At 67.0% G+C, this 20,607-nt stretch carries 20 protein-coding genes; 3 read left to right on the top strand and 17 right to left on the bottom strand.

The genetic code is table 11. The features are described 5' to 3' along the window. Positions 1-435 carry an NfeD family protein gene (locus H7I57_RS18320; RefSeq protein ID WP_264025139.1) on the bottom strand — a complete coding sequence of 145 codons (435 nt, stop codon included), beginning with the start codon at positions 433-435 and terminating at the stop codon, positions 1-3. A gap of 59 nt (positions 436-494) precedes the next feature. Between H7I57_RS18320 and H7I57_RS18315 the strand changes: the two genes are divergently transcribed. Continuing rightward, positions 495-1,352: an Rv1486c family protein gene (locus H7I57_RS18315; RefSeq protein WP_264025138.1), complete on the top strand. Its 858-nt coding sequence runs from the start codon at positions 495-497 to the stop codon at positions 1,350-1,352. A 4-nt stretch (positions 1,353-1,356) separates the two neighbouring features. Here the strand turns inward: H7I57_RS18315 and H7I57_RS18310 are convergent, their stop codons facing one another. From H7I57_RS18310 to H7I57_RS18270, 9 genes are all read right to left on the bottom strand, one after another. Then, positions 1,357-2,379 carry a ferrochelatase gene (locus H7I57_RS18310; RefSeq protein ID WP_264025137.1) on the bottom strand — a complete coding sequence of 341 codons (1,023 nt, stop codon included), beginning with the start codon at positions 2,377-2,379 and terminating at the stop codon, positions 1,357-1,359. Next, positions 2,376-3,185 (bottom strand): NADH-dependent enoyl-ACP reductase InhA, encoded by an 810-nt coding sequence (inhA, locus tag H7I57_RS18305; protein WP_264025136.1) that lies wholly within the window; start codon positions 3,183-3,185, stop codon positions 2,376-2,378. Before inhA ends, H7I57_RS18310 begins: the two co-directional genes overlap by 4 nt. Before the next feature lie 18 nt (positions 3,186-3,203). After that, positions 3,204-3,971 carry a 3-oxoacyl-ACP reductase FabG1 gene (gene fabG1, locus H7I57_RS18300; RefSeq protein ID WP_264025135.1) on the bottom strand — a complete coding sequence of 256 codons (768 nt, stop codon included), beginning with the start codon at positions 3,969-3,971 and terminating at the stop codon, positions 3,204-3,206. A gap of 71 nt (positions 3,972-4,042) precedes the next feature. Continuing rightward, on the bottom strand, positions 4,043-5,050 hold the full coding sequence (locus H7I57_RS18295; protein WP_264025134.1) for a VWA domain-containing protein: 1,008 nt from the start codon (positions 5,048-5,050) through the stop codon (positions 4,043-4,045). Positions 5,051-5,099: 49 nt separating this feature from the next. After that, positions 5,100-6,008, bottom strand: a complete 909-nt coding sequence (locus H7I57_RS18290; RefSeq protein ID WP_264025272.1) for a DUF58 domain-containing protein — start codon at positions 6,006-6,008, stop codon at positions 5,100-5,102. Positions 6,009-6,090: 82 nt separating this feature from the next. Beyond that, complete coding sequence (moxR1, locus tag H7I57_RS18285) at positions 6,091-7,260, bottom strand: chaperone MoxR1 (protein ID WP_264025132.1); 1,170 nt, start codon at positions 7,258-7,260, stop codon at positions 6,091-6,093. 174 nt (positions 7,261-7,434) lie between these two features. Continuing rightward, a complete protein-coding gene (gene ripB, locus H7I57_RS18280) occupies positions 7,435-8,124 on the bottom strand; it encodes an NlpC/P60 family peptidoglycan endopeptidase RipB (RefSeq protein ID WP_264025271.1) in 690 nt (229 codons plus the stop codon). Then, positions 8,124-9,551 carry an NlpC/P60 family peptidoglycan endopeptidase RipA gene (ripA, locus tag H7I57_RS18275; RefSeq protein ID WP_264025131.1) on the bottom strand — a complete coding sequence of 476 codons (1,428 nt, stop codon included), beginning with the start codon at positions 9,549-9,551 and terminating at the stop codon, positions 8,124-8,126. The genes ripB and ripA overlap by 1 nt, the downstream gene beginning before the upstream one ends. A 218-nt stretch (positions 9,552-9,769) precedes the next feature. Beyond that, positions 9,770-10,333 (bottom strand): Rv1476 family membrane protein, encoded by a 564-nt coding sequence (locus tag H7I57_RS18270; protein ID WP_372510271.1) that lies wholly within the window; start codon positions 10,331-10,333, stop codon positions 9,770-9,772. Positions 10,334-10,506: 173 nt separating this feature from the next. On the opposite strand from H7I57_RS18270, the gene acnA reads away from it, so the two are divergent. Further along, positions 10,507-13,335, top strand: a complete 2,829-nt coding sequence (gene acnA / locus H7I57_RS18265) for an aconitate hydratase AcnA (RefSeq protein ID WP_372510270.1) — start codon at positions 10,507-10,509, stop codon at positions 13,333-13,335. Positions 13,336-13,339: 4 nt separating this feature from the next. Further along, positions 13,340-13,903 carry a TetR/AcrR family transcriptional regulator gene (locus H7I57_RS18260; protein ID WP_264025128.1) on the top strand — a complete coding sequence of 188 codons (564 nt, stop codon included), beginning with the start codon at positions 13,340-13,342 and terminating at the stop codon, positions 13,901-13,903. A gap of 4 nt (positions 13,904-13,907) precedes the next feature. Here the strand turns inward: H7I57_RS18260 and H7I57_RS18255 are convergent, their stop codons facing one another. The 7 genes from H7I57_RS18255 to H7I57_RS18225 all read right to left on the bottom strand — a co-directional run bounded on the left by H7I57_RS18255 (position 13,908) and on the right by H7I57_RS18225 (position 20,580). Further along, the gene (locus H7I57_RS18255; RefSeq protein WP_264025127.1) at positions 13,908-14,096 is read right to left on the bottom strand and encodes a helix-turn-helix domain-containing protein; all 189 of its coding nucleotides are present in this window, start codon (positions 14,094-14,096) and stop codon (positions 13,908-13,910) included. A 120-nt stretch (positions 14,097-14,216) separates the two neighbouring features. Continuing rightward, on the bottom strand, positions 14,217-15,854 hold the full coding sequence (locus tag H7I57_RS18250) for an ABC-F family ATP-binding cassette domain-containing protein (RefSeq protein WP_264025126.1): 1,638 nt from the start codon (positions 15,852-15,854) through the stop codon (positions 14,217-14,219). 15 nt (positions 15,855-15,869) lie between these two features. Next, positions 15,870-16,700, bottom strand: a complete 831-nt coding sequence (locus tag H7I57_RS18245; protein WP_264025125.1) for an enoyl-CoA hydratase — start codon at positions 16,698-16,700, stop codon at positions 15,870-15,872. A 29-nt stretch (positions 16,701-16,729) separates the two neighbouring features. Then, positions 16,730-17,104 carry a thioredoxin gene (gene trxA / locus H7I57_RS18240; protein ID WP_264025124.1) on the bottom strand — a complete coding sequence of 125 codons (375 nt, stop codon included), beginning with the start codon at positions 17,102-17,104 and terminating at the stop codon, positions 16,730-16,732. Positions 17,105-17,182: 78 nt separating this feature from the next. Next, positions 17,183-18,766, bottom strand: coding sequence for a glycoside hydrolase family 16 protein (locus tag H7I57_RS18235; RefSeq protein ID WP_264025123.1), 1,584 nt, complete (start codon positions 18,764-18,766; stop codon positions 17,183-17,185). Positions 18,767-19,302: 536 nt separating this feature from the next. Further along, complete coding sequence (locus H7I57_RS18230; protein WP_264025122.1) at positions 19,303-19,839, bottom strand: hypothetical protein; 537 nt, start codon at positions 19,837-19,839, stop codon at positions 19,303-19,305. Positions 19,840-19,863: 24 nt separating this feature from the next. Further along, complete coding sequence (locus tag H7I57_RS18225) at positions 19,864-20,580, bottom strand: flavodoxin family protein (protein ID WP_264025121.1); 717 nt, start codon at positions 20,578-20,580, stop codon at positions 19,864-19,866. Positions 20,581-20,607 lie beyond the last annotated feature (27 nt).

Below are 20,607 nucleotides of genomic sequence, written 5' to 3'. Positions count from 1 at the left end.
CTAGACGATCTTGGCGACCACCGCGGTGGCCCCGTCGATGTGAACGACGGTCACCTGGTCACCGGCTTCGTAGACATCGGTCTCGACGTGGGGCCGCGCCGTCCAGATCTCCCCGTCGAGCTTGACCTGACCTTCGTGGCGCGCCACCCGGTCGAGCACCAGCGCGCTCTTGCCTTCGAGGGCTTTGGCCGGATCCAGCAGACCCTTGCCCGACTGCACCCGCCGCTTGATCGCCGGGCGGACCCCCACCAGCAGCAGGACCGATACCAGCAGGAACACCAAACCGTCGGCCCAGACGGGCCACGCGAGCAGCCAGCTGGTACCAGCTGCGGCCAGCGCCCCGCCGCTGAGCATCAGCAGGAACAGGTCACCGGTGAGCGCCTCGGCGCCCGCGAGGGCCAGTGCTGCGATCAGCCAGATCAGCGGAACAGGCATGACCCGAGCCTAGCGCGCAGCCGACCCGATGCGCGGGTAACAACTACACTGCCTGCATCATGTGGTGCCCCAGTGTTTCGTTGTCGGTTTGGGCCAATGCCTGGTTGGCAGGCGCGGCCGCGCCCGACGATGTCTTGGATGCGTTATCTCAATGGACGCCAAGACATTCGGTCACGGCATACGACTCCGCCGCCGCCGACCGCACTGGCCTGCCCTGGCCGGATCTCGACGACGCGGGCGCGGTGTCGCTGCTCCAGACCATGCGCACCGCGGCCCGGGCAGCCATGGCCCAGCCCGCCATCGCGCTGGCTCTACCGGTCCCCGGAGACGTCCGGGGCCTACCTCCGGGCACCCAGTTCGGCCGCGACGCCATCACGGCAGGCGAGGCGATCATCGTCGGGCCTGCGGACTCCCCCGTCGGGCTCGTGCCCGAATTCGAATACCCCGACGCCTCCGACGCCGACGACGGGTTCGAGTTCGAGCCCGAGTTGTGTGCGCTGTCGTGGACGGTGTACTCGCTGGCCTCCAGCCCGGTGCCCGAGCAGCTCGACCTCGGCGCAGAGGAGTACGCGCTGCGCGATGCGGTACGCGCTGCGGCGGACGCCCTGGGGGCGCTGCGAGCAGGCGCCCCAGGAGGTGAGGTGGCCGATCCACGTCGGCTGGTCGAGCAGGTTCTCGACTCCACCAGTGCCCACCGGATTCCCGACCACGCACCGGCACGCGCGGTGCGTGTCCTCGAGAACGCGGCGCACGTCGACGCGATCATCACCGTCAGCGCCGGGCTCATCCCGAGCGGCCTGCAGAGTTCCTCGGAGGTTCAGCTCGCCAGCGATGCGCTGCGTCCGTTGAATTCGGTCGTGCGCTCCGCACGCCTGGCTGCGGTCAGTTCGATACTCGAATCTGCCTGGCGCGGCTAGCCTTTCAGATGGAACAGGCCGGGGTGCACAGGTCGCCGTTGCGGCTTTGACCGTAGCCGGGGACCGCGCCGGCTCCGGCGACCCGTGCCGCGGGCAGACCGAGGCGCAACTCGTCGACCAGATCCACGACCAGCGCAGCGAACCGGGGCTGCGCATTGGGCGTGGACGCCCGGGCGAACGCGATCCCCGCCTCGGCGGCCTGCTCGGCCAGTTCGTTGTCGAGGTCCCACACCACCTCGATGTGGTCGGCGACGAAGCCGACCGGGCAGACGATCACCGCCTCGGTACCGGCCCGCGCCAGCGTTTCGAGGTGATCGCCGACGTCGGGCTCTAGCCACGGCACCTGCGGCGGCCCGGAACGCGACTGCCATACCTGGTCGTACTCGCGGTAACCGGCCGCCGCGGCCACCAACGCGGAGGTGTAACCGACCTGACGCTCGTAGAGGTCCGGCCCACACCGCGACGCGGCACGCAACGGAATCGAATGCGCGGTGAAGACCAGCCGGGCACCGCCGCGCAACGGTTCGGGCAGCGTCGCGGCGGCATCACGGATGGCGTCGGCGAACATCTCGATCAGCAGCGGGTGATCGAAGTACTGCCGCAGCTTGGTCAGCTGCGGCGCGTCGGGACCGGCCGCCATCCTTCCCCGTGCGATGTCCTCCTGATACTGCGTGCAGCCGGAGTAACCACCCCATGCCGACGTCGAGAAGACCGCGGCATTGCGAACACCGTTGTCCCGCATCCGCGCAACCGTGTCCTCGACGTACGGTTCCCAGTTGCGGTTGCCGAAGTAGACGGGCAGATCCGTGCCGCGTCGCGCCAGCTCCGTCTCGATCGCCGCGATCAGCTCGCGGTTGATGCCGTTGATCGGCGACACGCCGCCGAAGTGCAGGTAGTGCTCCGCGACGGCAGCCAGCCGCTCAGAAGGGATGCCCCGTCCCCGCGTGACGTTCTCCAGGAACGGCATCACCTGCTCGGGGCCCTCGGGGCCGCCGAACGACAACAACAGCAGGGCGTCGAACTTCACAGAAGCTGGGTGCTCGCTCCGCCGTCGGCGTAGATGATGGTGCCCGTCGTCGCAGGCAGCCAGTCGGACATCAGCGCACACACCGTCTTGGCGACCGGCGTCGGATCCTTCATGTTCCAGCCCAACGGCGCGCGCTGATCCCAGCCCTCTTCGAGCAGCTGCATCTGCGCGCCGGCTTCGTCGCCCAGTGCGCCGCCGACGATCGCACTCATCGCCAGAGTCCGGATCGGCCCTGCGGCAACGAGGTTCGAGCGCACACCGACCTTGCCGGCTTCGCGGGCCACGAACCGGTTGACCGATTCCAGTGCGCTCTTGGCGACTGTCATCCAGTTGTAGGCGGGCATCGCGCGGGTCGGGTCGAAGTCCATGCCGACGATGCCGCCGCCTGGGTTCATGATCGGCAGCACGGCCTTGGCCAGCGAGGCGTAGGAGTACGCCGAGATGTGGATGCCCTTGGCGACATCCTCGTAGGGCGCGTCGAAGAACGGGTTGATGCCCATCCCGGTCTGCGGCATGAACCCGATCGAGTGCACGACGCCGTCGAGCTTGTTGCCCTCACCGATCACCTCGGTCACCCGGCCTGCCAGAGAGTCCAGGTGTTCCTCGTTCTGCACGTCGAGTTCCAGCAGCGGCGCCGGATTCGGCAACCGGTCGGCGATACGCTGGATCAGCTTCATCCGGTCGAACCCGGTCAGCACCAGCTCGGCGCCGGCCTCCTGGGCGACCTTGGCGATGTGGAACGCGATCGAGCTGTCGGTGATGATCCCGGTGACCAGGATCCGTTTGCCTTGAAGAAACCCTGTCATTATTCGTTTCCTATCCGCTCAGTGGCCCATACCCAGGCCGCCATCGACCGGGATCACCGCGCCGGTGATGTATGCGGCGTCCTCCGACGCCAGGAAGCTGATGACGCCGGCCACCTCTTCCACCTTGCCGATGCGCCCCTGCGGGATGGCCTGCAACGCCGTCTCCTGCATCTTGTCGTCGAGCGCGCGGGTCATGTCGGTGTCGATGAATCCCGGCGCAACGACGTTCGCGGTGATCGAGCGCGACCCCAGCTCGCGGCTCAGGGACCGCGCCATCCCGATCAGCCCCGCCTTGGAGGCCGAGTAGTTCGCCTGGCCGGGCAGCCCGATGGAACCGGCCACCGAGCCCATGAAGATCATCCGGCCGAACCGCTTCTTGATCATGTTGCGCGACGCCCGCTTGGCCACCCGGAACACGCCGGTGAGGTTGGCGTCGATCACCTTCGTGAAGTTCTCTTCACTCATCCGCATGATCAGCATGTCGGCGGTCACGCCCGCGTTGGCGACCAGCACCTCGACAGGTCCCTGATGTTCCTCGACTTCTTTGAAGGCACGGTCGACGGCCTCGCTGTCCGTGACGTCACACTGCACCCCGAAAAGGCCCTCGGGCGCGCCGGAGCCGCGGTGGGTGACGGCGACCTTGTGGCCGTCGGCGGCGAGCCGACGTGCGACGGCCAGCCCGATCCCCCGGTTTCCGCCGGTCACCAGCACCGAACGGGACACGAAAGGAGGCCGGCCGCCCGCGGTTTCACCGGCCGTTTCGGCGGGGTTCTCGGTCACAGTCATGCCCGTCAACTTAGTGGGTACGGCGGGTTTCTAAGAAATCGCCTTACGGTGCGAATCGACACGGGAACGCGTCAGTTCGGCAGGCGCCGGTTGATCAGCAGCGCGCCCAGCGCCGCGGCGGCCAGCACCAGGGCGCCCAGCCGTAGCCATCCCACGCTGGCGTCACCCTTGATGGTCTCGTAGCCGATCTGCTCCTGGAGGTTGGTGAACACTTCCTTGAGCTGCTCGAGGCTGGACGCCGTGAACGCCTCACCACCTGAGAGGTCGGCGATCTTCTTGAGCATATCGTCGTCCACCGGGACCGGCTGACGCTGCTCGTTGATCTCGACATAGCCGTAGGGCGTTCCGAACGACACGGTCGAGATGGGCACGCCCTGGTCTTTGGCCGTCCGCGCGGCCGTGTAGGCGCCCTTGGGATTGTCCGGGTTGGACGGGACGGTCTCCTTGCCGTCGGACATCAGCACGATCCGCGCCGGCGGCGGCTCGTCGCCGCCACCGATCACCGCGCCGACCGTCGCGACGGCCTGCAGCGCGGTGAAGATGCCCTCACCGGTCGCGGTGCGGTCGGCCAGCTGCAGCTTGTCGATCGCGTTCTTGGTCGCCTCCCGATTCGTGGTCGGCGAGACCAGCACGGTGGCGGTGCCCGCATAGGCGATCAGTCCCAGGTTGATGCCGGCCGTCAGCTGATCGGCGAACTGCTTGGCCGCCTCCTGCGCGGCCACCAGCCGGTTCGGTGCGACGTCGGTGGCCCGCATCGACTGGGACACGTCGATCACCAGCATCACCACCGCGCGGTTGCGGGGAATGCGGACGTCGTGGGTCGGACCCGCCATCGCGACGGTGAACAGCACCATCGACAGGATCAGCAGGGTGGCCGGGAGGTGGCGCCACCGACTGGGCCGCTTCGGGGCGACGCTTTCCAGCAGCTCCATGTTCGCGAAGCGCAGGACCCGCCTCTGGCGGGCCATCTGCACGACGACGTAGAGCCCGATCAGCCCGAGGACGACCAGGAAGAACAGGAAGAACCAAGGGGTCTTGAAGCCCGACAACGACATCGGTCCGAGCAACGGTAAAGTCATGTGCTACTTGTCATTTCGTTGTTGTCCGTGCCTTGACTTGGTTATCTGCTCATCGCCCGGCCAGCGCGCCACGGCGCCGACTCGCGACGAACCTGACCACGTCGGCGATCCAGTCCCGGTCGGTGCGCAGGCTCAGCAGCGGCGCGTCGCAGCGCCGCAGCGTGCGCGCCACCTCTGCCCGGTGCGCGGCGGCGGCCTTCTCGAAATCAGTGCGCAACTGCTCGTCGATGGTGAACTCGCGGGTGCGACCGGTCTCGGTGTCCTGCAGGACGACGTCTCCGATGGTCGGCAACTCGATGTCCCGCGGGTCGAGGATCTCGATGCCGAGGACCTCGTGCCGCCCGGCGATGGCCCGCAGCGGCCGCATCCAGTTGATCGGGCCGAGGAAGTCGCTGATGATGACCGCCATGCCGCGGCGCCGCTCGGGCCTGCGCAGCGAGTCGATCGCCGCGGCCAGGTCGCCGCGGACCCCGACCGGCGCCCGCGGGGTGGTCGCGATCGCGCGGAGCAACTCCTGCTCGTGCATCCGGCCCGACAGCGCAGGCACCCGACGGGTGGTCTCGCCGTTGGAGATGATCGCGCCGATCCGGTTGCCGCCGCCGCTGTTGAGGAACGCGATCGACGCGGCAGCGGCCACGGCGAGGTCGCGCTTCTCGCATCCGGCCGTGCCGAAGTCGAGGCTGGCCGACATGTCGACCACCAGCCAGGTCTCCAACTCACGGTCGGCGATCATCTGCCGCACGTGCGGATGGGTGGTACGGGCGGTGACCGACCAGTCCATCCGGCGAACATCGTCGCCGGGCTGGTAGATCCGCGACTCCCCTGGCTCCGATCCCGGGCCGGGCAGCAACCCGAGATGATCGCCGTGCAGCACGCCGTCCAGCTTCCGCCGAACCGTCAACTCGAGCTTGCGCAGCGCCGCGGTCAGCGCGGGGTCACGGATCTCCCCGCGCTTCATCGACGGCAGGTCGACCGTGCGGCTGGATCGTTTGGCGTCTGTGGGATCTGACGGAGCAGTCACTTAGTCAGCACTTACCGGGTCAGCGACCGCCGGCCGCGGCCGAGGCGGCCGGGACGGGCGGAACCGAATGACCTTGCTGCGGAATCGCGTTCACCTGAGGCAGCGCCACCGTCTGCATGATGCGGTTGACGACGGTGTCGGACGAGATCTCGTCGGCCAGCGCGTCGTAGGTCAGCACCAGGCGGTGCCGCAGCACGTCGGGGATGACCTCGACGACATCCTGCGGGATCACGTAGTCGCGGCCGCGCACCAAAGCCAGTGCACGGGACGCGGCGATGATGCCGAGCGACGCACGCGGGGAGGCACCGTAGGCGATCCACGCCTTGGCATCGGGCATCCCGAACTTCTCGGGCTCGCGGGTGGCGGTGACGATCCGCACCACATAGTCGACCAGGGCGTGATGGACGAAGTTGTTCGCCGCCACCTCCTGCAGTCGCAGCAGATCGCCGGTGTTGAGAATCGCCTTGGGCTCCGGCGGCTTCACACCCATCCGGTAGATGATCTCGCGCTCTTCCTCGGGCGTCGGGTAGTCGACGTTCAGCTTGAACAGGAAGCGGTCGCGCTGGGCTTCCGGCAGCTGGTACACGCCCTCCTGCTCGATGGGGTTCTGCGTCGCCATGACCAGGAACGGGCTGGGCAACGGGAACGTCTTGCCGCCGATGGAGATCTTGCGCTCGGCCATCACCTCGAGCAGCGCCGACTGCACCTTCGCCGGGGCGCGGTTGATCTCGTCGGCGAGCAGGAAGTTCACCACCACCGGGCCGAGCTCGATGTCGAACTCCTCCTTGCCCGCCCGGTAGATGCGGGTGCCGACGATGTCGGTGGGAACCAGGTCCGGGGTGAACTGGATACGGGCGAAGGTTCCGCCGACGACCTTGGCGAACGTCTCCACCGCCAGGGTCTTGGCCACGCCGGGAACACCCTCGAGGAGTACGTGGCCCTTGGCCAGCAGGCCGACCAGCATGCGCTCGACGAGCAGGTCCTGGCCGACGATGATCCGCTTGACCTCGAAGATCGCGCGCTCGAGGGTGTGCACCTCCTGCTGCAGACCGCCGTTGGACAGCGCAGAACCCGACGCCCCCGGGGCCGAAGAACCCGAGGCGGCGTGCGCACCTGCGGAGTAGCCCTGTGCCGGCGCCTGCCCGGGAAATCCTCCAGCGCCCTGCGGCGGCCCACTCGGTGAGGTCATCAATGTTCCTTCCACATGCGCAGTACATGCTGGTCCGTGCGGCGCGGGCCGGTTCTGGCCACGCGCTCGCCGTCAACTATTCCAGTTGGTTCGAAATCCGTCGACGTTGCCCGGGGTGAGCGGCGCTGCGCAGCGGTATTCACCACTGGTGCTCAGGTTTAACTCAGGCAACACTCAGGATTCGATAATCCGCGCCACGTACGGCTGCAGACCCGAGGTGCGCAGCGGACTGACGGTGACCTTGCCTGCGCTGCTCGCCGATTCGAGCATCTTGCCGCCGCCCAGATAGATCGCGACGTGCTGGGTGCCCCCGGGACCCCAGAACAGGAGGTCCCCTCGCTTGGCCTGCGACGTGGGAACCTTGCGGCCGGTGTTGTACTGGTCGCCGGAGTACTTCGGGATCAGTACGCCGACTCCCGCGAAAGAGAACTGCGTGAAACCGGAGCAGTCGTAGCCGACGGTGTTGGCGCCGGAGTCGACGCCCGTGCTCGGCCCGGTGGGCTTGCCGCCACCCCAGGAGTACGGGGTGCCGATCTGGGACCCACCGCGCCGGATCACGTACTCGATGGCCGCCGGCCCGCGGACCAGTCCCGGCGCCACGGTGGCCGGCGCGTCTGCCGGGGCCAGCCCGATGGTCTGCAGGAACTTGCGACCGAGGTTCATGGTGACCTGCGTGGCCTGGGCGGTGGCGGCCAGGGAGGCGTTGGCGATGGCCAGCGGATCACCGGGCGCACCTGCGCTGAGAAGCTTGGGAAGCGTTGGATCCCACTGCCCTTCGGCAGGCTGCGCAGAGGCTGGGGCGACCAGCCCGAGCAGCAGTGAGCCGGTGGCGATCAGGACGAAGACGATGCGGCGCAGAGCGATCACCACTCGATCATTCGGGTGACGAACGGCGTCATACCGCTGGTGCGCACCGGCGAGATCTTGACCACCGAGCCCGTGTAGGGCGCCTCGAGCATCTGCCCGTTTCCGAGGTACATCGCGACGTGCTGACTGGCGTTGGGGCCGTAGAAGATCATGTCGCCGCGGCGCATCTGCGACGACGGCACCTTGCGGCCCGCGTTGTACTGGGACCCGGAGTAGTGGTCGAGCTTGATGCCCACGCCGGCGAACATGTAGAGCATCAGGCCCGAGCAGTCGAACCCGACGGTGCCCGCACCCTGGTCGATGCCACGGCTCGGTCCTGCGGCGTTGCCGCCGCCCCACGAGTACGGCACACCCAGTTGCGACATACCGCGTTTGATCACGAACTCGGTGGCCTGCGGACCGGCCACCGCGGGGATCGCGCCGTTGGTGACACCCGTCGGGGTCGGAAGCAGCCCGATACTCTGCAGGAACTTGCGGCCCAGGTTGGCGGTGACCTCGTAGGACGTCGTGATGATCTTGATCACCGCGTTGATGATCTGGATCGGATCGCCGCTGACGAAGGCGCTCGGGATCTGGGGCAGGGTCATGTCCCAGGCGGTGTCCCGGTTTCCGGTGGACGGGTCGACATCCCAGTCGGCCTGGGGGCCACGGCCCGAGCCGGCAGTGCCGCCAGGGGCGGCCGCAGGCTGAGCCGGGGCGCCCGCGGGAGCCTGGGCCTGCCCGCCCGCGGCGGCGGCCAGGGTACGTGCCTGAGCCAGCTTGGCCTGGGCGGTCGCCCGCTCGCTGGCCAGCCGGTCGAGCTCGACCTGCTGCGCTTTGAACGTCTGCTGCGCTTCGGCCAGTGCCGACACCGCGGTCTGCTGGCTGGCCTCGGCGGCCTTGACCGCCTCATCGGCCTGCTGCTTGGCCAGCCTGGCGGCCGACTCCTTGTTGACCTGCTCGGTGCGGGCACGTTGGAGGTTCGCGATCACCTGCTGGGAACTGATGGACAGCGTCTGCCCGGCGGCGGCGGTGTTGAGGATGTCCACCGGATCCGACGCGGTCAGGTACGAACTCGACGGCCCGCTGACGTACATCGCGGCGGCGAACTTGTCGAACCGCTGCTGGGCGGCGGCGATCGCGGTGTTGGCGTCCTTGACGCGCAGCGCGCTGGCGTCTACCTCCTTCTGGGCGGCCGCCGCGTCGTCGCGCGCGGTCTTCACATCCAGGATCGCCTTGTTCACGCTCTCCTGTTGGGTCTGGATCGCGGCCCCGAGATCCTGCAGTTTCTGGTTGACATTGGCGACCGTGGTCACCAGCGTCGCCAGCGTGTCGGGATTGGCGGGTTCCGCTTGGGCGAGGTGCGGCGTCGTCATCACCATGCCGAACGCCAGGGACACCGCGCACAGCCGCGAAGCGGAGGCGCCGCCAGGGATGCGTCTCATTCGACTCAAATCTCCTAAGGCTCCACGCGAACGTGTCGGCACATTCTCGGGCGCCTCAGCTCAGAAGTCACATTAAGCACATCCGCAACATCAGGCCCCGATTGCACCGTACGTCACATCTGACGCTAAGGAAACTTTAGTCACAAATTACAACAATGTAATTGCAATCGGTGTTATCAAACAGTGATGTTTGAATTTGCGCGAGTGGCGGCAATCCCTCAATCGGAGCTGGTGGACGCCGTGCCCGAAACGGTTGCGCGTTTGCTTCGTATCTGCAGCAATCGGGCCCCAACGGCCGCGAGAGCGACCACTAAAACAACGACAATGGTGAATGGCGTCCAGGGAAAGTGCGGGGTCGTCAACTCGCCGACGAAATTCTTCGACGACTGCACCGGATCGCCCGTCCTGGCGAGATCCTGGCCGGCTTCCAGCGTCACCCGATCGAACGCCGGACTGTAGGTGCCCGCGAACGTCGGACTCAGCGCCAGCACCGTGGCCCCCGGGTTCGCCTGCCCCACCTCGGTCGCGATGTCACGCAGCGGGGTCTCGATCGGCGGGTTGACGTCGATGACGACGATCTTCAGATCGATACCGTCGCCGCGGGCGTCCTCGACGACCTGGCGCAGCGCGGGCACGGTGGCCTGCTGGGCAGGCGGCACGCTGACCCCGTCGTCGGCCACGTCGGATTTCACCTGCGTCATGTCGATCTCCGGCGGGACGTACGACGGCAGGATCGGGACCCGGAGAGGGCCCCAGAGAGGGACGGTGTGCGGTCCGGTCACAGCAGCACGGTACATCGTGGGTACCCCACCCGGGTGGCACCACGGGCGCGCGGAGACAAGACTGAGATCCTACGAGCCGAATACCCGTCCTGCCTTGCAGGACAAGCGTACTGTTAAGATGCGAAGCGCCGCTGACACAGCCCGTCGCGGCGATGATCGAAGCGGGAGTTGATGTGAGCAGCAAGAATTCGTTCGGAGCGCAGGACACGCTCAAGGTGGGAGACAAGAGCTACGAGATCTACCGCCTCGACGCGGTATCCGGTACCGAGAAGCTCCCCTACAGCCTCAAGGTGCTCGCCGAGAACCTGCTGCGCACCGAGGACGGCGCCAACATCACCAAGGAGCACATCGAGGCGATCGCCAACTGGGATCCGAGCGCCGACCCCAGCGTCGAGATCCAGTTCACCCCGGCGCGGGTGATCATGCAGGACTTCACGGGCGTGCCGTGCATCGTCGACCTCGCCACCATGCGCGAGGCGGTCGGTGAACTCGGCGGGGACCCGCAGAAGGTCAACCCGCTGGCGCCCGCCGACCTCGTCATCGACCACTCCGTGATCGCCGACCTCTTCGGCACCGCCAACGCCTTCGAGCGCAACGTCGAGATCGAGTACGAGCGCAACGGCGAGCGCTACCAGTTCCTGCGCTGGGGACAGGGCGCCTTCGACGACTTCAAGGTGGTGCCGCCCGGCACCGGCATCGTGCACCAGGTCAACATCGAGTACCTGGCCAGCGTGGTCATGGAACGGGATCGGGCGGGCGAAGCTGGGGGGGAGACGGTCACGGTGGCCTACCCGGACACCTGCGTGGGCACCGACAGTCACACCACCATGGAGAACGGCCTCGGCGTGCTGGGCTGGGGCGTCGGCGGCGTCGAGGCCGAGGCGGCCATGCTCGGCCAGCCCGTGTCGATGCTCATCCCCCGTGTCGTCGGCTTCAAGCTGACCGGGGAGCGCCGCGCCGGCGTCACCGCCACCGACGTCGTACTGACCGTCACGGAGATGCTGCGCAAGCACGGTGTGGTCGGCAAGTTCGTCGAGTTCTACGGCGAGGGCGTGGCGGAGGTGCCGCTGGCCAACCGCGCCACGCTGGGCAACATGAGCCCCGAGTTCGGTTCCACCGCGGCGATCTTCCCGATCGACGACGTGACAATCGAGTACCTGCGCCTGACGGGCCGCAGCGACGAGCAGTTGGCACTGGTCGAGGCCTACGCCAAGGAACAGGGCATGTGGCACGACCCGAGCCGCGAGCCGAAGTTCTCCGAGTACATCGAGCTGGACCTGTCCGACGTCGTGCCGTCGATCGCCGGGCCGAAGCGCCCGCAGGACCGCATCGCCCTTGACGACGCCAAGTCGGCCTTCCGTAAGGACATCCACAATTACGTGGAGAACGGCACCGCCGTCGCGCACTCGAACGTCGACGAGGCCGTCGAGGAGACCTTCCCCGGCAGCGATCCGGTGTCGCTGTCGTTTGCCGAGGAGGACTCGGTCGAGGTGGCCTCCGCGGCGAACGGGGCCGAGGGCAGGCCCACCAAGCCCGTCACCGTGAAATCCGACGAGCGCGGCGAGTTCGTGATCGATCACGGTGCGGTGGTGATCGCGGCGATCACGTCGTGCACCAACACCTCCAACCCAGAGGTGATGATCGGCGCGGCCCTGCTGGCCAAGAACGCCGTCGACAGGGGCCTGACGTCCAAGCCGTGGGTCAAGACCACCATGGCGCCCGGGTCGCAGGTCGTCACCGACTATTACAACAAGGCGGGGCTGTGGCCGTACCTGGAGAAGCTCGGCTTCTTCCTCGTCGGCTACGGCTGCACCACCTGCATCGGCAACAGCGGCCCGCTTCCCGAGGAGATCAGCGCGGCGATCAACGAGAACGACCTGTCGGTCAGCGCGGTGCTGTCCGGCAACCGCAACTTCGAGGGCCGCATCAACCCCGACGTGAAGATGAACTACCTGGCCTCGCCGCCGCTGGTGATCGCCTACGCGCTGGCGGGGACGATGGACTTCGACTTCGAGGCCGAACCACTCGGTAGGGACGACACAGGCACCGACGTCTACCTCAAGGACATCTGGCCGACGCAGAAGGACATCTCCGACACCATCGCCTCGGCGATCAGCCAGGACATGTTCACCAAGAACTACGCCGACGTGTTCAAGGGCGACGACCGGTGGCGCAACCTGCCGACCCCCAGCGGCGACACCTTCGAGTGGGACGCCAACTCGACGTACGTGCGCAAGCCACCGTACTTCGACGGGATGCCGGCCGACCCTCAGCCGGTGACCGACATCGCCGGCGCCAGAGTGCTTGCGCTGCTGGGCGATTCGGTGACCACCGACCACATCTCCCCCGCGGGCAGCATCAAGCCGGGCACGCCGGCAGCGCAGTACCTCGAGGAACACGGCGTGGAGAAGAAGGATTACAACTCCTACGGCTCGCGTCGCGGCAACCACGAGGTGATGATCCGCGGCACCTTCGCCAACATCCGGCTGAAGAACCAACTGCTCGACGACGTGTCGGGCGGGTACACGCGGGACTTCACCAACGGTGGCGAGCAGGCGTTCATCTACGACGCCGCGCAGAACTACGCGGAGCAGAACATCCCGCTGGTGGTGCTAGGCGGTAAAGAGTACGGATCGGGTTCGTCCCGCGACTGGGCGGCCAAGGGCACCAGCCTGCTCGGGGTACGCGCCGTGATCACCGAGTCGTTCGAGCGCATCCACCGGTCGAACCTGATCGGTATGGGAGTGATCCCGCTGCAGTTCCCCGAGGGGGAATCGGCGTCGGGTCTCAACCTCGACGGCACCGAGACGTTCGACATCACCGGCATCGAGGCGCTCAACGACGGCGAGACGCCGAGGACCGTCAAGGTAGCGGCGACCAAACAGGACGGATCGACGGTGGAGTTCGACGCCGTGGTGCGCATCGACACCCCCGGCGAAGCGGACTACTACCGCAACGGCGGCATCCTTCAGTACGTGCTGCGCAACATGCTGAAGTCCTGAGAAGGTGCCACGGGTAACCGACGATCATCTGGCGGCGCGTCGTCGCCAGATCCTCGACGGCGCCCGGCGCTGCTTCGCCGAGCACGGCTACGACCGGGCCACCGTTCGGCGCCTCGAGCAGACGATCGGGCTCTCGCGCGGCGCGATCTTCCATCATTTCCGCGACAAGGACACGCTGTTCTTCGAACTGGCGCGTGAGGACGCGGAACGGATGGCCGACGTCGCGACACGCGAGGGCCTGATCCAGGTGATGCGTGAAATGCTGGCAGCCCCGGATCAATTCGACTGGCTGTCGACCCGGTTGGAGATCGCGCGCAAGCTGCGCAACGACCCCGCATTCAGCAAGGGCTGGGCCGAACGCTCGGCGGAGCTGTCAGCAGCCACCACCGAACGACTGCGCCGTCAGAAGCAGGCAGGCCGGCTGCGCGACGACGTGCCCGACGAAGTGCTGCGCACCTATCTCGAGCTCGTCCTCGACGGCCTGGTGGCACGGCTGGCGTCCGGCGATGACCCCGAAAGGCTCAGTGCGGTACTGGACCTCGTCGAGGCGTCGGTGCGGCAGCGGTGAGGCCTCAGCGCCGGCCGCGGTGGTTGGGGCCGCCGCGGCTGCGCATCGCCGCGCCGGCCTCGCGCAGCATGCTGTGGATCGAACCGTACGAATGACCGGTCGATGCCACCAGTGAGCGGATGCTCGCCCCGCGCTCGTACTCGTTGCGCAGTTCGCTGACCAACTGGTCCCGGTCCTTATTGTCTTTCTTCATCGACACTGTCTTTCTTCATCGACGCCTCCCCGCGCTTGGTCACGGTGGCATACCCCGCGCAGGAACCGTTGACACGGCCGAAGCCGAATTCGTAAGAAGTGTTTCGCGCGACCCCGCGGATCAGGCGAGTTCGATGAGGTCGCGGTAGTCGTTGGACCAGAAGTCCTCGGTGCCGTCGGGCAGCAGCACGACCCGCTGCGGATCCAGCGCCTCGGCCGCCCCGGGATCGTGAGTCACCAGGACCACCGCCCCCAGATAGCTGCGCAGTGCGTCGAGGACCTGTTCCCGCGACGCGGGGTCGAGGTTGTTCGTCGGCTCGTCGAGCAGCAGCACGTTGGCCGTCGAGGCGACGAGCCCGGCCAGTGCCAGCCGCGTCTTCTCGCCACCCGACAGGGTGCCCGCAGGCTGGTCGAGCTGGGCACCCGTGAACATGAACGCGCCGAGCAAGCCACGAAGCTCCTGCTCACCGGTGTCAGGGGCGGCGTGCCGGATGTTCTCCCAGACCGTCGCGTTGTTGTCGAGGGTGTCGTGCTCCTGGGCGAAGTAGCCGATCTTGCAACCATGCCCGGGCTCCAGGCCGCCGGCATCGGGGATCTCGGTTCCGGCGAGCAGCCGAAGCAGCGTCGTCTTTCCCGCGCCGTTGAGTCCGAGCACCACCACGCGCGACCCGCGGTCGATCGCGAGGTCGACGCCGCTGAACACCTCCAGTGACCCGTACATCTTCGTCAACCCCTTGGCGACCAACGGGGTTCGCCCACAGGGCGCGGGCGTCGGGAACTTGATCCTGGCCACCTTGTCGGCCACCCGCTCGTCGTCCAGGGACGCCAGCATACGGTCTGCGCGTCGCAGCATATTCTGGGCGGCAACGGCTTTGGTGGCCTTGGCACCCATCTTGGCGGCCTGCGAACGCAGCGCCGTGGCCTTGCGTTCGGCGTTGGCCCGCTCGCGGCGGCGCCGCTGTTCGTCGGTGGCGCGGGCGTCCAGGTACTTGTGCCACCCCATGTTGTAGACGTCGACTTCGCCGCGGACGGCGTCGAGGAACCACACCCGGTTGACCACGTCGGCGAGGAGTTCGACATTGTGACTGATGACCACGAGGCCGCCGGTGTGGTTCTGCAGGAAGGTGCGCAGCCAGCCGATCGAGTCGGCATCCAGGTGGTTGGTGGGTTCGTCGAGCAGCAGCGTGGTGCTGGAACTGGCTCCGCCTGCCCCGCCCTCGCTGGCGGCGAACAGGATGCGCGCCAACTCCACCCGTCGGCGCTGGCCGCCGGAAAGGGTCCGAAGGGGCTGGGTGAGAACCCGGTCGGGCAGACCGAGGCTCGCACAGATACGGCCCGCGTCGCTCTCCGCGGCGTAACCGCCGAGGGCGGCGAACCTCTCCTCGAGCTGACCGTAACGACGCACGGCCTTGTCGCGGGCGGCGTCGTCGGCCACCTCCGCCATCAGGACCTGCTGCTTCTCCAGGTCGGTCAGCAAGGTGTCGAGGCCACGCGCCGAGAGCACCCGGTCGCGGGCCAGCATGTCGAGATCACCTTCCCTGGGATCCTGTGGCAGGTAACCGATCTCACCGGTCCGGGTGACGGAGCCCGCGTACGGCTCGCCCTCACCGGCGAGAATGCGCATCGTCGTGGTCTTGCCTGCGCCGTTGCGGCCGACCAGGCCGATGCGGTCGCCTGGCTGCACGCGCAGCGCGGAGCCCTCGACCGAGAGCAATGTGCGCGCCCCGGCGCGGACCTCGAGGTCCGTTGCGGTGATCACGCTCGCCTCTCCTACCTACTTGTCGTCGGTGAAGACCGGGGCGCGTTGTTGAGCGCGCGCTGCGACCGCTTCTTCGAAGTTGCCGGTGAGCAAACGAACGTAAAGCTGTCCCAGACCCTCGGCCTGCATGTGCCCTTCCAGGCTAGTGGCGTCCAGTCCACTCCACAGTGTGCGTTTGGTCAACTCGATACCCGGCCGGGAGAACGAGGCGATCCGCTCGGCCATGTCGAAGCAAACGTCGAGCAGCTCGGTGCGCTCGACCGCGCGCGACACCAGCCCGATCCGTTCGGCTTCCTCGGCGGCCACGTCACGCCCGGTCAGCATCAACTCGAAGGCCCGCGACGTGCCGATGGCCCGCGGCAGCAGAAAGGAGAGACCCAACTCACTCGCGGTCAGACCGTTGTTGATGCCCGCCGCCCGGAAGTAGGCGTCGGCCGCGGCGACGCGGATGTCGCAGGCGAGCGCCAGACACAGTCCCCCGCCGATGGCCGCTCCGTTGACCGCCGCGATGACCGGCTGGTGCATCCTGCGCAGCGCGAGGATGACGTCGTCGAGCACCTCCATGGAGCGCAGCGCGAAGGTCGCCCTGGTCAGGCCGTCGACGTGGGGCACCGAACCGGCGGATTTGTGATCGGCACCCGACGAGAATCCGCGCCCCGCGCCGGTCAGGACGATGGCGCGCACCGCGTTGTCGTGGTTCAACTCGTCGAGAACCTTCTTGAGCGGCACCATCACGTCGAAGGCCATCGAGTTCATCCGCTCTGGCCGGTTGAGCGTGACCAGCGCGACATTGGGGCGCGGTCGCTCCACCAGGACGAACTGGGCAGGCTGATCTTGCGAGGTCACGCCTGCACGGTAGCGCGTCCGATCAGGCGCTACGCCTGGCCGGGCGCCTCACCGTTGTCCTGAGCGGCGACCGCGGCGTCGATGTCGAAGTCCTTGACCTTCTGCACCAGGTCCTCCAACGCCGCAGGCGGAAGCGCACCGGCCTGGTTGAACACCAGCTTGCCCTTCTTGAACGCCATCAGGGTGGGGATGGAGCGGATATCCGCCGCGGCGGCCAACTGCTGCTCGGCCTCGGTATCGACCTTCGCGTACACGACGTCGGGGTGCTTTTCCGACGACGCGGAGAAGGTCGGGGCAAATTGCTTACACGGGCCGCACCACGACGCCCAGAAATCGACAAGCACGATCTCGTTGTCGTTGATGGTGTCGTTGAACTGTTCGGCGGTGAGGTCTTGGGTAGCCACGTCTTCCCTAACGTCGTGAGGATTTGCTCTGTTCCCAAGCATGTACCCGCCGAGCGGTGGATCGCCACATGAGGCCCGCTACAACGCGTAGGCCTTGACCCAGTCGACCTTCATCTGCGCCTCGAACGGCGCCGACGGGCTGGGATCGCCGGTCCACGGGTTGCCGACGGCGACGTTGAGGATCAGGTAATGCTCCCAGGCGCCCGAGAAGGGGGTCCAGTCGCCGCCGAGCGCCTCGTACTGGGCCTTGGTCACCCGTCCGACCTCCACACCGTCCACGTGCCAGACGATGCGGTCGGCGTACCAGTCCATGCCGTACTCGTGGAAGCCCTGCGACACGTCCACCCCGAGGTCTGCGTCGACGCCGTGCAGTTTGACGTCGACGGTGTTGTCGGCGGCCGCGGGTCCGTGGATGTTGCCGGTCCACCACCTGCGTGACGCGGGGGTACCCATACCCGGGATCTCGACAATGTCGATCTCGCCCTGCCGCGGCCAGTCGTATTCGTGGCCGGGTTCCAGGCCGACGGACCAGAACGCCGGCAGCGTGCCCTGGGTGACGGGCATCTGGATGCGGGCCACCACCCGGGTGCCCACGCCGATGGACTGCTTCCCGAACGTCACCACGCGCGCGGACGTGTAGTTGTCAGGTGTGCCGAGCCCATCCGGGGTGGCGTCCCTGCGCGCTTCGATGACGAGGTTGCCTTGGGCGTCGACGTACACGTTGTCGCCGTCGGTGTAGTACTGGTTCTCCCCCGCAGACTGACCCCACCGTCCGGTCTGCAGACCCCAGTACGTGAGTGCCTCGTTGAGGTCGGTGAAGTTCGTCTCCCACAGCAACGGACCCTGACCGGGGGCTGAGGGCCCACTGGGATCGCTCGGTTGGGGAATCACCACATCCCGGTAGATGCGGGCGCGCTTGACCAGCCACCGAGCTGCCGTGTACTTGGAGACCGGGATGTTCAGGAAGTCGGTGCCCATCTTGTTGCTGCGGATACCGATGGAGTACAGCCAGTCGACGACCATCGACCCGACGGTCACATCGGTGCTCGTCGCCGCGGCGATCAGGACCGGATCGGTTTCGACGGTGGCGGTCACGGCGGTCGTCGTCCGCAACGTCACTGCCGCGGTTGCCTGTTCGACGCTGCGTTGCGGTTTCGCCGAAATCGGTTCGGGACTCTTCTCGACCATGTCGTCATCATCACCGGCACGCGGGGCGTCGGTGTCGCTGTCGGCGGTGGTGACGGGGACCTCGGGTTCGTCAGCAGCGGGAACGTCGGCGTCCTCGCCCCTGACAGCGACCTCGCCGCCGGAGTCGGTGTCGTCACTGGAGTCGGTGTCGTCTTCGGCGTCGTCGCTGGAGTCGGCGTCGTCTTCGGCGTCGTCTGGCAGCTGAGCAGTTTCCCCGACCTCGGTGTCTGCGGAGTCGTCTTGCGAGTCAGGTTCTGGCCCTGCGCTTGTCGAGGATGTCTGGGACGAACGTACCGATTCCGCGGTGTTGGGGTTCGTCGAGGTGGACGACCCCGTATCCGCGTCGCCCGGACTGGCGCCGGCGGTCGCGGCACCAACGATGACCGCTGCACCCAATCCGGCAGCCACCACGCCACCCGCCAGCCAGCCTTTGCTCCCGGTCCCGCGGGTGCCACTTCGTCGACTGTTGACCATCACTACATCCATTTCTTCCGCTGGTGATGAGCAGGAATACCGAGAATGAATTCGGCACCGATCATCTGCTGCGCGGAGCGAACACAATTAATGGGAAGGAAAGGCTGTGAGCCACTGTCTGCCCGGAGCCACTATCAGTGATGACGCAGTGATGAACGACCTGAGTCCAGCTCCTCTCCCCGACAGCGAAGCGTATGCAGCAAACGCTAACCAATCCGCGCCGAACCCGCTTGTTTTCGTCGAAAAAGCCGAAAAGCGAACGAGCACCCGCTTATTCGCCGCACCGGTCAGCAACAATCTAATACGCGATAATCGCAATTTCAGCGCATGGCCTTTGATTTGCTGTATCCGCTAGCGTGGGAGCTTCGACAATTGATGACCGCGTGTGCGAACAGCTTTGGCACGCAGATGGCCGAACTTCTTGTCGGCGTCGAAATTGCCGGATTTCGAACGAGCAAAATGTGGGGTCCCCGCCGCTCCGTGCAGCCCTGGATCCGTTCCCGCCGAACAGAACCCGCAGCGCCGACACCGAATCGTCAAAGACTCAGGGCCGCTGCCCGGTCCGCACCGGCCAGGAGCGCGGCCTGACGCTTTGGCCACCAGAACAACTCCGCGATCAGCGCGACCAGATACAGAGCGGACGCAATGGCGCTGCCCCACGACCCGAACGCCGCGTCCCAGATCGCGGTGATCACAGCGACGACGAGGATCAAGGGAGGAAGCCACCGCCACGGTCGCGCCGCCTCGGCCGCGGCGTGCAGGCCGCGGGCGTAGTCGACGACCGACTGGGCAAGTGACTCATCCTCGATGCCCCGGCCGCATCGGGCGGCGCGAACCACCGTCATCCGTTGGGCACCGGTGAGCCTCGCCGACTCCGGCCAGAACCGCGCCATCCGGCGAGACATCCAGAGACCGTAGATACCACCGGCCACGGCGAACACGACTGCACCGACGACAGGGAGCCCCGAATCAAGCCACGCCAGAACGCCGAGACACAGCCCCACACTGCCGCCGATGGTCAACGCGCGGCGCACAGGGCCGCCTCGCCACGCCACCGCGGGAATCGTGACCACACGTCGATTGTGCGATCACGGGTGTCAGCGGTACTCGGGATTGGCGAAGTCGTAGCGACAGCCCGCATCCCAGCCCGACCGGATGTTGCCGTAGGCGGGTATCCCTCCCCCTGACTTCAACATGCGCGCCAGGTGCATCAGGTTCCAGGTCATGAACGTCGTGTTCCGATTGGTGAAGTCGTTCTCAGGGCCGCCCGATCCGGGGTCGAGGTAGGACGGCCCCGGCCCCGCCTCGCCGATCCAGCCGGCGTCGGCCTGCGGCGGAATCGTGTAGCCGATGTGCTGGAGCGTGTAGAGCACATTCTGCGCACAGTGTTTGACGCCGTCTTCGTTGCCGGTGATGAGGCACCCGCCGACGCGGCCGTAATAGAGGTACTGGCCGGCATCATTGAGCAGATGCGAGCCGCCGTACAGCCGTTCGTGCACCTTCTTCATCACCGAACTGTTGTCGCCCAACCAGATCGGGCCGGCGAGGACAAGGATGTGGGCGCCGAGCACCTTGTCGAAGATCGCCGGCCAGTCGTCGGTGTCCCAGCCGTGCTCGCGCATGTCCGGCCACACGCCGGTGGCGATGTCGTGGTCGACGGCGCGCACGACATCGACGACGACCCCATGCTTCTCCATGATGGCCGTGCTGATTCCGATCAGGCCCTGGGTGTGGCTCGGCTCCGGGGAGCGCTTGAGCGTGCAATTGATGAACAGCGCCCGAAGGCCTGAGAAGTCCAGATCGACGTCGCTCACGAGTGCAACTCCTTACGGCCCGTTCCG

This window comes from Mycolicibacterium pyrenivorans (assembly GCF_025821625.1).
In the GTDB taxonomy this organism is placed as follows: domain Bacteria; phylum Actinomycetota; class Actinomycetes; order Mycobacteriales; family Mycobacteriaceae; genus Mycobacterium; species Mycobacterium pyrenivorans.
This window is presented reverse-complemented; position numbering and strand designations above follow the sequence as displayed.

Coding starts and splice junctions, on each gene's coding strand:
- H7I57_RS18320 (WP_264025139.1), bottom strand. CDS start 435: ATGCCTGTTCCGCTGATCTGGCTGATCGCAGCACTGGCCCTCGCGGGC.
- H7I57_RS18315 (WP_264025138.1), top strand. CDS start 495: ATGTGGTGCCCCAGTGTTTCGTTGTCGGTTTGGGCCAATGCCTGGTTG.
- inhA (WP_264025136.1), bottom strand. CDS start 3,185: ATGACAGGGTTTCTTCAAGGCAAACGGATCCTGGTCACCGGGATCATC.
- fabG1 (WP_264025135.1), bottom strand. CDS start 3,971: ATGACTGTGACCGAGAACCCCGCCGAAACGGCCGGTGAAACCGCGGGC.
- H7I57_RS18295 (WP_264025134.1), bottom strand. CDS start 5,050: ATGACTTTACCGTTGCTCGGACCGATGTCGTTGTCGGGCTTCAAGACC.
- H7I57_RS18290 (WP_264025272.1), bottom strand. CDS start 6,008: ATGAAGCGCGGGGAGATCCGTGACCCCGCGCTGACCGCGGCGCTGCGC.
- moxR1 (WP_264025132.1), bottom strand. CDS start 7,260: ATGACCTCACCGAGTGGGCCGCCGCAGGGCGCTGGAGGATTTCCCGGG.
- ripA (WP_264025131.1), bottom strand. CDS start 9,551: ATGAGACGCATCCCTGGCGGCGCCTCCGCTTCGCGGCTGTGCGCGGTG.
- H7I57_RS18255 (WP_264025127.1), bottom strand. CDS start 14,096: ATGAAGAAAGACAATAAGGACCGGGACCAGTTGGTCAGCGAACTGCGC.
- H7I57_RS18235 (WP_264025123.1), bottom strand. CDS start 18,766: ATGGTCAACAGTCGACGAAGTGGCACCCGCGGGACCGGGAGCAAAGGC.